This window comes from Fructobacillus tropaeoli (assembly GCF_001047135.2).
In the GTDB taxonomy this organism is placed as follows: Bacteria; Bacillota; Bacilli; order Lactobacillales; family Lactobacillaceae; genus Fructobacillus; species Fructobacillus tropaeoli.
The window spans coordinates 75,586-87,829 of the sequence record NZ_DF968079.1; the positions used below are offsets into that span (position 1 = coordinate 75,586).

11 protein-coding genes are annotated in these 12,244 nt (G+C 45.0%); all 11 read right to left on the reverse strand.

All coding sequences use genetic code 11. From position 1 onward, the window contains the following. Window positions 1-105: 105 nt before the first annotated feature. Complete coding sequence (locus AOQ32_RS02190; protein WP_059393393.1) at window positions 106-1,449, reverse strand: PFL family protein; 1,344 nt, start codon at window positions 1,447-1,449, stop codon at window positions 106-108. Between the two features lie 46 nt (window positions 1,450-1,495). Further along, entirely contained in the window at window positions 1,496-1,765 is a 270-nt protein-coding gene (locus AOQ32_RS02195) for an ACT domain-containing protein (RefSeq protein ID WP_047974462.1), read from the reverse strand. Window positions 1,766-1,829: 64 nt separating this feature from the next. After that, window positions 1,830-2,276, reverse strand: coding sequence for a nucleoside 2-deoxyribosyltransferase (locus tag AOQ32_RS02200; RefSeq protein WP_059393394.1), 447 nt, complete (start codon window positions 2,274-2,276; stop codon window positions 1,830-1,832). Window positions 2,277-2,410: 134 nt separating this feature from the next. Further along, complete coding sequence (locus AOQ32_RS02205) at window positions 2,411-3,574, reverse strand: hydroxymethylglutaryl-CoA synthase (protein WP_059393395.1); 1,164 nt, start codon at window positions 3,572-3,574, stop codon at window positions 2,411-2,413. A 76-nt stretch (window positions 3,575-3,650) separates the two neighbouring features. After that, window positions 3,651-5,276: an ABC-F family ATP-binding cassette domain-containing protein gene (locus AOQ32_RS02210; RefSeq protein ID WP_047974465.1), complete on the reverse strand. Its 1,626-nt coding sequence runs from the start codon at window positions 5,274-5,276 to the stop codon at window positions 3,651-3,653. 95 nt (window positions 5,277-5,371) lie between these two features. Beyond that, window positions 5,372-5,767, reverse strand: coding sequence for a hypothetical protein (locus tag AOQ32_RS02215; RefSeq protein WP_059393396.1), 396 nt, complete (start codon window positions 5,765-5,767; stop codon window positions 5,372-5,374). Between the two features lie 95 nt (window positions 5,768-5,862). Next, window positions 5,863-6,606: an RsmE family RNA methyltransferase gene (locus AOQ32_RS02220; RefSeq protein WP_059393397.1), complete on the reverse strand. Its 744-nt coding sequence runs from the start codon at window positions 6,604-6,606 to the stop codon at window positions 5,863-5,865. Between the two features lie 20 nt (window positions 6,607-6,626). After that, window positions 6,627-7,517, reverse strand: coding sequence for a 50S ribosomal protein L11 methyltransferase (gene prmA, locus AOQ32_RS02225; protein ID WP_059393398.1), 891 nt, complete (start codon window positions 7,515-7,517; stop codon window positions 6,627-6,629). 74 nt (window positions 7,518-7,591) lie between these two features. Beyond that, the gene (locus AOQ32_RS02230) at window positions 7,592-8,740 is read right to left on the reverse strand and encodes a zinc-binding alcohol dehydrogenase family protein (RefSeq protein WP_083994352.1); all 1,149 of its coding nucleotides are present in this window, start codon (window positions 8,738-8,740) and stop codon (window positions 7,592-7,594) included. A gap of 91 nt (window positions 8,741-8,831) precedes the next feature. Then, window positions 8,832-10,685 carry a translation elongation factor 4 gene (gene lepA / locus AOQ32_RS02235; protein ID WP_059393399.1) on the reverse strand — a complete coding sequence of 618 codons (1,854 nt, stop codon included), beginning with the start codon at window positions 10,683-10,685 and terminating at the stop codon, window positions 8,832-8,834. A gap of 186 nt (window positions 10,686-10,871) precedes the next feature. Beyond that, window positions 10,872-12,101 carry a KxYKxGKxW signal peptide domain-containing protein gene (locus AOQ32_RS02240; protein WP_059393400.1) on the reverse strand — a complete coding sequence of 410 codons (1,230 nt, stop codon included), beginning with the start codon at window positions 12,099-12,101 and terminating at the stop codon, window positions 10,872-10,874. Window positions 12,102-12,244: the final 143 nt, after the last annotated feature.

Below are 12,244 nucleotides of genomic sequence, written 5' to 3' on the forward strand. Positions count from 1 at the left end.
ACTGCAAAGTGGGCCTTTTTCTTATCATCATTTACCATGCCAAATATCAACGCCAACAAAAAATGAGCCCAAACCAAACCTGGTCGAGGACTCATTTTTTCTTTTTTAATTCTTAAAGGAATGAATTGGTGCAGGCACGTGCCCACCACGATTAATAAAATCAGCAGAAGACTTATCAACCACTGGCATCACTGGGGCAGTTCCCAACAAACCACCATAGTCGACCATGTCGCCAACCTTTGTACCATTCGTTGGCAAAATTCGCACAGCCGTCGTCTTATTGTTTTGCACACCAATCGCCGCTTCATCAGCAATCATTGCTGAAATGGTTGTCGCTGGTGTATCACCTGGGATGGCAATCATATCCAACCCAACAGAACAAACAGATGTCATCGCCTCTAACTTGGCCAATGACAACGTTCCGTCCTGGACGGCATCAATCATGCCTGCATCTTCTGAAACAGGGATAAAGGCACCTGACAAACCACCAACACCTTGTGAGGCCATCACGCCACCCTTTTTAACGGCATCGTTCAAGAGCATCAAAGCAGCAGTCGTTCCATGCGTCCCAACTTGTTCCAAACCGATTTCTTCCAAGACTTCGGCCACAGAATCACCACGAGCTGGTGTTGGTGCTAAGGACAAATCAACAATTCCAAACGGTACGCCAAGGCGTTCCGCTGCAATCGTTCCAACTAACTGACCAACACGGGTAATCTTGAAGGCCGTCTTCTTGATGGTTTCGGCAACCACAGTAATCGACTCACCCTTCACCTGTTCCAAGGCGCGCTTAACAACACCAGGGCCTGAAACACCGACGTTAATCACAACGTCTGGTTCTGAAACACCGTGGAAGGCGCCAGCCATAAAGGGATTATCTTCAACGGCATTGGCAAAGACCACCATCTTTGAATTTGCTGTATCAGACTTGTCCGTAATGGCCTTAATCGTTTCACCCATCAACTTGACAGCATCAAGGTTGGTCCCAGCCTTTGATGAACCAACGTTAATGGATGACATCACAACGTCCGTTTCCGTCAAAGCATTTGGCAATGACTTAATCAACGCCAAATCACCATGTGAAAAGCCCTTTTGGACCAAAGCGGAATAACCACCAATAAAATCAACGCCAACTTCTTTGGCAGCATCATCTAAGGCATGCGCCAAAACAAGGATTTCCTTTTCATCGGCATTACCAGCAATCAAAGAAACCGGCGTGACCGAAATCCGCTTATTCGTAATGGGTACACCATATTCACGTTCAATTTGTTGACCAACCGCCACCAAGTTCTTGGCATAGGTTGTCACCTTTTGATAAACGTTCTTCGCCGTTTCTTCAACTGAACCACCAACAGTGTCCAGCAAAGAAATGCCCATCGTAATCGTCCGGATGTCAAAGTTATCTTCTTTGACCATCTGAATTGTTTCTCGAATTTGTGTTGTATCCATTATTTGCTTCTTTTCTTCGTCTTTGTTCGCACTAATTTTTTCAAAATTAGATGTGGGACATCGTATCAAAAATTTCTTCTCGTTGGACGTGTACAGTCACGCCTAAGCGAGCGCCTTCCTCTTTAACAGAGGCATAGACTTCATCAAAATCAGCAGCAGCATCGATTGCTACTAACATTGACATGGTAAAAGTCTTCGACATAATGGTCTGAGACATATCCAAAATGTTGACCCCATGTTCTGACAAGGTAGTGGCAATTCCTGCAACGATTCCTGTTTGGTCTTGGCCAACAACGGTGACAACTGCTTTAATCATGATTTTCTCCTCTAATTAATGGTTCAAAGCCTGCAATTTTTGTCAGGCTTGGCTTTGCTGATTTTTAGATGACCTCGCCATCATATGGCTTTGCTGGCAAAGCTTCTAAATCATACGAAGCGACATCTTCAATCTTGTCGAAGTATACCGTTAATGACATAGCAATCATTAAGTTCAACGTAATATCCGCTTCCTCTTTGATGACGACAACGGGAATTCCCTTGGCCTTCGCATAACCGATTTCCCAAGCAGTACCTGAATCGGTATCAGCCCGGTCAAAATCAGCCAACGCTACCATCACATCACAATTGTCGATGGCTTCAACATCAGACCCGTAGGCGGCGTGACGCCATGGCTCTGAAAAAAGTTCATACTCAGCATGCTGATGCTTTCGGGGTGAAAAAACATGACCAACTTGGTCGTGTTCTTCTAAGACCTTTTCGAGGCGCTCAGCCTTCTTAATCTGTGTTTCTGAAAAAAATGGTCCAGCCAAATAAATCCGCTTTGCCATGGGTAATTCTCCTTTACTTACCTGTTTACCTATTCTCTTAGTTTACCAAAAGCAAGTTGCAACGGGATAACATTCTAAATGAAAAATAGGACAAAAATAGAACGTTTAGCACGCTTTGTCTCAAATGTTTGTCTTTAGCTCATCTTGTATTGACGGTGACCATTTTGCCAACCAACAAATTGGCACAAGCCCGCGTTCTCAGGACCCGCCGTCGTCACATCAACTCGATAGTCAAACAACTGCGAATTGAAGACGTCCTCGTACTCACTGACTGAAAGCTGACGACGGTCGGCCAACATGCCATCAACATCCTGGCTAGCAACAGCAGACTGGAAGTTTTCTTGGACCTTTAGTGAAAAGAGCTCGGCCTCCGCACCTGAACCATATGAAAAGACAGCCAACCGTTGACCAGCAGCGATTTGTCCCCTCTGCAATAGGGAAAGTAGTGCGAGATAGACTGACCCCGTGTAGAGGTTTCCAACCTGACGGTTATAAACCTGTGAGGCCGCCAGTTGTTCTTGGAGGAATTGCTGCTGCTCAGGCGTGGCTTGGTCCAAGATTTGATCCAACGCCTTCTTGCCCATCTTTGTGTATGGCAGATGGAAGGCAAAACCAGCAAAGTCGGCCAATGACAACTTTTGCTGTTCTGTATACCGAGTCCAAAGTGTCAAAAACATTTCCTTGTAAATATCCGTTGACAGATGGCCATCGACCAAGGCAGTTGTGGAAGCCACTGGTCGCCAAAAATCAGGAACGTCCTGGCTCATATAGACGGAATCATCTTCGATTTCAGCAATGGCCGGATTAGCGCTCACCACCATCGCAATCGCACCGGCTCCTTGTGTGACCTCTCCAGCTGTCTTCAACCCATAGCGAGCGATATCAGCCGCAATCACCAGAACTTTTTTGTCAGGGTGAACGTTCACGTAGTCCTTAGCTTGCATCAGACCAAAGGTTCCGGCATAACAAGCCTGCTTCATTTCAATTGTCCGAATATAAGGCGATAGGCCCAACAACTTCTGCGCAAAAACGGCTGCTGATTTGGAATTATCAACCCCGGACTCGGTAGCAAAAATCAGCATATCAATCGCCGCAATATCATCAGCGGTCAAGATTTTCTTGGCGGCATTAACCCCCATCGTCACCACGTCTTCATAGTTCGGCACGACAGATTGAACCGACTGGCCAATCCCAATCGTATACTTGTCAGGTTCATCGCCTCTGGCTTTTGCCAATTCGACCATATCAAGTGCTAGTCCTGGCGTGTAGAAAGCTAATTTATCAATACCTGCAGCCATTAAAAAATCTCCTTTTTACTTAAGCAAAAAAGCGCTCGAAAGCGCTCCTTGATAGTTCTCACCATCAGCTCATGAATTAATCGTACAAAGCCTTCACCTTGGCTTGAATACTGTCCGTGTTAATAAAGTCATCATAAGTGGTATCCAAACGGTCAACCACGCCCTTGGCTGAAACTTCAACGATATGATTTGCCGTTGTTTCCAAGAATTCGTGGTCATGAGAAGTCATGATAACAGAACCCTTAAAGTCTGCAACTGCATCGTTCAATGACTGAATTGATTCCAAATCCAAGTGGTTTGTTGGATCGTCAAGCAACAAAACGTTAGCCTTCAACAGCATCAACTTAGCCAAAACGATTCGAACCTTTTCACCACCGGACAAAACCTTAATCTGCTTCAAGGCGTCATCACCCTTGAAGAGCATTTGACCGAGCATACCACGCAATGACGTGTTGTCCTTCTGTTCTTCTTCGGCAAAATCACGCAACCAATCCAAGATGACCTTTTCCTGGTCATCGAAGTTATCGTTCAAATCCTTAGCCAAGTATGATTGGGTGGTCGTGACCCCCCAAGTGACAGAACCAGTATCGGGTTCCATCGTACCGGCCAGGATTTGCATCAACGTGGTCGTTGCCAAATCAGACCGGGACAAGATGGCAATCTTATCGCCAGGACGGCCAGTAAAGGTAATGTTGTCCAAAACCTTTTCGCCATCAATCGTCTTGGAAACTCCTTCAACGCGAACTAAGTCATTTCCTAATTCACGGTTCAATGGGAAGGAAATGTAAGGGTACTTACGAGATGAAGGCTTGATATCATCCAAAGTAATCTTATCCAACTGCTTCTTACGAGCCGTTGCCTGCTTTGACTTTGAGGCATTGGCTGAGAACCTTGCCACGAATTCTTGCAGCTGCTTAATTTGCTCTTCCTTCTTAGCATTTTGCTGTGAGGCCAAGCGTTGGGCCAATTCAGCTGATTCACGCCAGAAATCGTAGTTTCCAACGAACGGCGTAATCTTACCGTAGTCGACATCCAAGATATTCGTTGAAACAACGTTCAAGAAGTGACGATCGTGCGAAACAACAATCACGAGGTTTTCAAAGTCGGCCAAAAAGTCTTCCAACCAAGCAATCGTTTGCACATCCAATCCGTTAGTCGGCTCATCCAAAACCAAGATATCTGGGTTGCCAAACAAAGCCTGAGCCAACAAGACCTTCACCTTATCGTTTTCAGTCAAGTCGCCCATCATGCTTTGTTGCATTGATTCGTCGATGCCCAACTTAGTCAGCAGTTGTGCTGCTTCAGTTTCGGCGTTCCAACCGTCTAACTCTTCGAATTCGGCAGATAAGTCGCCCACGCGTACCCCGTCTTCATCTGAAAAATCAGGCTTGGCATAGATGGCATCCATTTCGGTCTTAACCTGGTAGAGGCGTTCGTGTCCCTGGATAACCGTATCCATCACCGTAAAGTCATCAAAGGCGAAGTGATCCTGTTGTAGAGATGACATTCGGTCGTTATCGCTAATGCTGATGACACCCTCAGTCGGTTCCAATTCCCCCTGAAGCAATTTCAAAAAGGTTGACTTACCGGCACCATTGGCTCCGATAATGCCGTACGTATGGCCGGGGACCAACTTTAAGTTAACGTCCTGGTAAAGTTTCTTACCAGAAAATGAAAATGACATGTCTGCAACAGTAATCACGAATGCTTCCTCCAAGGGGGTAAAAAGTAAAAAATTATTCTCTTAGTATTTTAACAGAAAAACGCCCCCTTTTGGGGGGCGCTTTCTTCGATTATTTAAAGATCTTCATAACCGCCATCAATTGGCAATAAATCTTCATCAGGGTCAGACCGCGTATCAGACCAAAAAGTAAAAATCGTCAAAACCAGGTACAAACCGGCCAAATAATAACCATATTCAGTATCAACCCAGTCAAAGTACCAGGTAGTCACCACGCCAAAAAGCAGTGGCTGCACAAAAATCCAGTAAAAACGCAGACCGTGCTTGCGAATTTGAGCGCCAAAGTACAAAGCAAAGCCCCCATTTAAGACAAAGCAGAGCCAAAAGACCAGATTAATATCTGACCAGTCAAATTTGTCGGCCACAAATGGCAACAAGACTGCCACGAAAATCATGACCAATAAGTTATAAAACCAAGCTGAGTGGTGTAATTTATTTAAAAAATTACGCATGTAAAAACCTCATTCACAGTGAAATTGTTATAACAAATTATAGGCTGTTTAGCCGATGAGGGCAAGGTTTTTGACAACCCCGACTCATTTTTCTGTTATTTTTCTAATTCTAATAATGTCGATAAAGCGGCTAATGTATATAGCGGCGCCGTTTCCGCCCGCAAGATTCGTGGGCCCAAACCGCCTGGACGATAGCCGGCCTCTTGCAAGGTATTAATCTCTTCTTCGGTCAAACCACCCTCTGGGCCAAAGACAGCCACAAAGTGTTGGCCGGGCTGGCTGGCCTGCGCTAAATCAACCAAAGCCGCCTTTTCGCCCTGCTTGGCAGATTCTTCCCAAGCGACCAATCCCTGATCCTTTTCCAGTGCCAAAACTTCAGCAAAATCAGCAAAGCGAATTTCCGGCACTTTCAGGCGGTGGGATTGTTCGGCAGCACCAACCGCTTTGGCTCGCAGTCGCTCTAATTGCTTTGCTTCCTGTTTTTCATTCCAGGAAACGACCGACCGTTCCATCGGCACGAAAAGTAAACGACTCGCACCCAATTCGGTTGCCTTCTCAGCCAACCATTCGTTACGGTCTTTTTTAATCGGTGAAACAACCAGCGTAACCTCGACAGGCAATTCAACCTGCTGGTCAATGTCGGCCAGCACCGTAATGGTGGCCTGGTCTTGGCTGATTTCTTCGACTTGGCCAAGCACCAAACGCGATTGACCATCAAAAAATTCCGCTTTCGTCCCAACCTTGGCGCGTAAAACCTTCACCAGGTGCTTAAAAGCTGGCATATCAGCAGTCAAGACGATGTGATTTTGAATGGGTTCTTCTAAAAAGTAACGTTGCATCGATTTCTCTTCCTAAAAAATCAGTCGTTGATTAAGTCATCTGCCTTTTTGGTAATAAAGGCATGCCAGGTTCCTTGGTTTAAGTGCTGGACGATGGTTAGTCCGTGGCTTTCCAAGGCCTCTTCAATCGCGGGTTCCACATCATCATAAATTCCTGAAACCAAGAAGTAACCGTCAGCCGTCAGCATCGGTACTACTTGAGGAATCAGCGGCGTAATCACATCAGCCAAAATGTTCGCCATGATTAAATCAGACTGATTCCACTCTTGTGGCACATCCTGCATCAAATCCGACGCAATCACGGTGACATCACTAGCAACAGGGTTCAATGCCAAATTAGCTTGAGCCGTCGCCACTGCCTCTTCGTCAATATCGGTCGCCAATACCGAACCAACACCCAGGTGTTTGGCAGCGACTGCTAAAACACCCGATCCAGTCCCAACGTCAATCGTTTTTTCTCCGCCACGAACAACGGCTTCCAAAGCTTGAATCATCAACGAAGTGGTTGGATGAGTACCAGTACCAAAAGCCTGGTCGGGATCCATCACGATTAATTTTTCCTGGTCCTGAACTTTTTGATAGTCTTCCCAAGCAGGCACCACCGTAAACTGATTGGTCACGCGACTGGCATGGTAGTAGTTCTTCCATTCGTTTTCAAAGGTTGATGAATCCAATCGTTCCTGTGAAATTGGCTGGCTATTAATCGCCAGCCCTCGCTCGGCGAGGGCCGTTAAACCAGCAATGTAGGTCGCAATCTGATTTTCAAAACCTTCTTGATTAACATCCTGGTAAATAGTGACCGTGTCTATCCCCTGCTCGGCACCTTCTGCCCCGAGCGCTACCAAGGTCGCAATCACTACATCCTGATTTTCAGCCGGTACCTGCCAGACAACCTTTTGATACGTAATCATCTTTTTCCTCGTTTATTATTCCTGCAACGACTCAAATAAAAACGAGGACCGCTTGGTCCCCGTCCCAAATCGTGTTAATTATTAGCATCTGCCATTGTTACTTCAACTGGTGCTACATTATTAGCAACCGTCTGTTCAACCTTATTATTGGCCTCTTCTTCGGCCATATAATCGATAACAACTTTCCCCATCGTATGGTGGCTAGTAACATCCTGGTTAGCATGACGCACGTTTTCAACTGATAATCCCTGGTAGACCTTGGTAACGGTTGGGCGAATGACCCCCTGGTCCAAAAGGCTAGCAACATCACGCAAAATTTGGCCTTGCTCAGCAAGGTTAAAGTTTTCATTGCCGCGTGCCAACATAAAGGTCCAAGAAAACGAAGCAGCTTTACTCTTTAAATCACCTAAATCAACTGGTAATGTCGTTTCAACAATCGCTGCAATTTCACCATAGGGCTTAATGACCGCCGCCATCAAATCCCAATAAGCCGTCGTATCCTGCAAGTTGGCAATATAGTCAACTTGAGGGAAATGAATCGCTGCCAACTGTTTTTGCAAGTCTTCATGATAATCAAGGACAAAATCAGCCCCTAACTCTCGGACCCAATTTTTGGATTCGGTCGTTCCCGCCGTGGCAATCACTGTCAATCCAAGATACTTGGCCATCTGAACCAAGACCGAACCAACACCACCAGCACCATTGATAATGAGTACTGATTTTCCCTGGGCACTATTCTGCGCCACCGGCAAATGAAAACCATGGTGCAAAACATCGTGAGCCGTGATGGATGTCAAGGGCATGGCTGCCGCATCGACATTATCCAAATTCTTTGGTGCCAACGCAATCATGTCGGCCTCAATCACTTGAAACTCGGTATCGGCACCAAAGGCGTGTTGCTTACCAGCATAAAAGACGCGGTCGCCAACAGAAAAGTCAGTCACGTCCTTACCGACCTCTTCAATCACACCAACAACATCAAGCCCAAAAACGCGAAAAACACCGTCCTGGCGATAACCAGCCCGCATCTTCGTGTCGACAGGGTTAACCGCCGTTGCCAAAATCCGAACCAAAACCTCACGGTCGTCCGGCGTTGGTTTGCGCACTTGCCGTTCAACAAAAGCATCTGCTGCTTCTAAAGACCCATTATGAGTAATACCAATTGCAATCATTTTAGGTTGAAAGTAGTTGGTTACTTTTTGAAATACAGTTTTTAAAGACATTCAGCTACGCTCTCCTTCGAATCGCTTGTACCGTCATTTTAAACTGGATTTCTGATTTTTTCAAACAAGACCACTCAGAAGGTACCAGAAATTAATTACCGCGGGCATACTTTTCATCATCGTCCGTCTGCAAAACAGCCATGAATGCCTCTTGAGGAACAGTAACCGTTCCCACAGCTTTCATCCGGGCCTTACCACGCTTTTGCTTATCCAAAAGCTTGGCTCGACGATCAGGATCACCCGTATGAATCTTTGAGGTAACATCCTTGCGGTAAGCCTTAATGTTTGTTCGGGCCAAAATCTTGTTTCCAATTGCGGCTTGGACTGGAATTTCAAAGTTTTGTCGTGGAATGATTTCCTTCAATTTCGAAGTAATCACGCGACCACGTTCTGCCGCAAAATCACGGTGAACAATAAAGGACAAGGCATCGACCTTTTCTGAATTCAAAAGAATATCAATCTTGACCAAATCAGCTGGGCGATAGCCATCGATTTCATAATCCAAGGAAGCATAGCCACGCGTGGATGATTTCAGCTTATCAAAGAAATTAAAGATAATTTCAGACAATGGCAAGTAATACTTAACGTTGACCCGGTTTTCATCCAGGTACTCCATCGTATCGAATTCCCCACGCTTGCGTTGGGCTAGTTCCATCACCGCCCCAACATATTCGTTTGGCACCATGATATTGCCATGAATAAATGGTTCTTCAATCATTTTGATTTGTTGACTTTCGGGTAATTCAGATGGGTTTTCAATCATCAAGACTTCACCGTCAACCGTTGTCACCCGGTAGGTAACGGATGGTGCCGTTGTCACCAAGTCCAAATCAAACTCACGTTCCAATCGTTCTTGGATAACGTCCATGTGCAAGAGACCAAGGAAACCAACTCGGTACCCAAAGCCCAAGGCTTGGGACGTTTCGGGTTCAAAAGTCAACGCAGCATCGTTTAACTGCAACTTTTCCAACGCCTCTCGTAAATCACCGTACTTGGCATTATCCGAAGGATATAATCCCGAATAAACCATGGGTGTCATTGGCTGATAACCAGGGAGTGGCTCATCAGCCGGATTGTCGACCAACGTCACCGTATCTCCTGAATGCGTGGTCTGAATGTCCTTAATGGATGCCGTCAAATAGCCAACATCACCAGCCATCAAGTAATCACGCTTTTGAGCATTTGGTGACATGACACCGACTTCCGTCACTTCGTATTCCGCCCCAGTGTTCATCATCTTCACTCGATCACCAGGCTTGACAACCCCTTCACGAACTCGCAAATTGACCACAACGCCACGATAAGCATCGTACTGTGAGTCAAAAATCAAAGCCCGTAATGGCGCTTCAAGGTCACCATCCGGTGCTGGAAAATCAGAAACAATCCGTTCCAAGAGTTCAGGAATGCCGATTCCCTGCTTAGCCGAAACTAAAACGGCATCAGAGGCATCGAGACCAATCACATCTTCAATTTCGCCCTTGACCTTTTCTGGGTCAGCAGCAGGCAAATCGATTTTATTGATAACCGGTAAAATCTCAAGATCGTTATCAATCGCCAAATAAACGTTCGCTAATGTTTGAGCTTCCACTCCCTGGGCCGCATCGACCACTAAGATGGCCCCTTCCGCCGCCGCCAAAGACCGTGAAACTTCATAAGAGAAGTCCACGTGCCCCGGTGTATCAATCAAATGAAAGATATAAGTTTCGCCATCATTGGCCTTGTAATGAACCTCGACCGCATTTAACTTGATGGTAATCCCGCGCTCCCGTTCCAAATCCATGGTATCCAGCAGCTGGTTTTGCATATCACGTTCGGCCACCGTTTGGGTTTGTTCCAAAATTCGGTCAGCAATCGTCGACTTTCCGTGGTCGATATGGGCCACAATGGAAAAGTTTCGAATACGCTTTTGCCGTTCTTTTAATTCTTCTAAAGTAAAATCTGCCATGAATATCCTGCTTTTTTAGAGTCTGTACTTACCATTCATTTTACAGGAAAACCCTGATGAAACAAAGAGTTATTCTGGTTTTAGCCCATTCGAACAGATTCCGCAATCATATTTTTGCTACAGAATATAAAAGGAAGGCCCGCAAAATCGCCGTGTGCCTCCCTTTTGTATTATGATTCTGTAATATTACTTTTGGCGTCGCTTCCGAGAGGCCAACAGGAAGAATCCTGAAATAGCGGCGATAACACCGCCCGCTAATTCTTGATCAAACAGTTCGACACGAGTTGTAGCAGTACGAGGTAATACAACATCACCACTATCAGCATCTGTTCTCGAACCATACTGATTTGCAGTCACCGCTGGAGTCACCAAATTTTGCGGACCATTGGCAACGCTTCGTCCAGTCAAAACAGTGCTACCACTACTCTCATTTGTTGAATTGCTACTTGTTGGTATCGTACTAGTACTCGTCGAACCACTTTGTGCAGACTGATCACTCGTTGACGCAGATTCACTGATATATTTATATTCCAATTGGATTGGCAATATAAAAGATTGGTCATATAGTTTATCAAACATCTGTTTTAAATCGTTGGCATAATCTTGAACAATTTTCTTTGCATTATCAATACCGTTCGTAGTTGCAGTAATCATGTCTGCTTTTGCATTACTGTCAAAAACATTACTATCATTCGTCACTTCAGACCACATTTTGAACGACAAATCCATAGACTGATCAAGCAGTGTTTGTAATTGATTATACGGTTCATCTGGTGTTGCTCCCGTCACTGCTTTTTTGACATCATCATAAAAAGGCATTGTACTCACAACCTGGTCAACACCAGAACGATTTTGTGCTCCATCAATTAAGTAGCACAAATAATTGAATTCAACTTCGAGAAACATAGTGCGTAAACGTTGGGCACTCGAGTATTGGGAGGCAAAATCAGGTAATGAATTCTCATAATTATTAATTGCACTCCTGATATTATTTTCTGCTGTTTGCTTATATACCGATAAACCCTGTAAGTTAGCAACCGCACTGGCGTAAGCAGCATTAGCATCCCCAACTGAATCAGCAGCGTTCACCTTTGCCGTTTGCGCATTAATTTCATTAATGATGACAGCCTGCTGAACAGCAGTTGAATAATCGCCAACACCTCTCGCCTGACTATATTCTTGCTGCTTTAGTGTCTGCAATTTTTGTAACAAATCAGTTTTAGTGGATGCCAATGAATTCTGATTCGAAACGTCGTCAGCTACCGCTGTCAGTGGTGATAGTAAACCACTGCCGTGGATCAAATCATTGTTCGATACTCCTCCAAAAATCGCAAAACTGGTAATGGCTGAAAAAAGCCAAAATTTACCACTTTTAAACATTTTGATGTGTTGCTTTTCATTAACCATACTCTTCATAGCGACTCCCTCGTAAAGTAAATTGTATCTTTGTAATTAATATTGCAATATATGGCGCATCATAGCAATGATGCAGAAATATAATTAATCAATTAGAAAAAATAACGAGGTTTCTGTGCTTAAATATTTTAATTGCTATGATT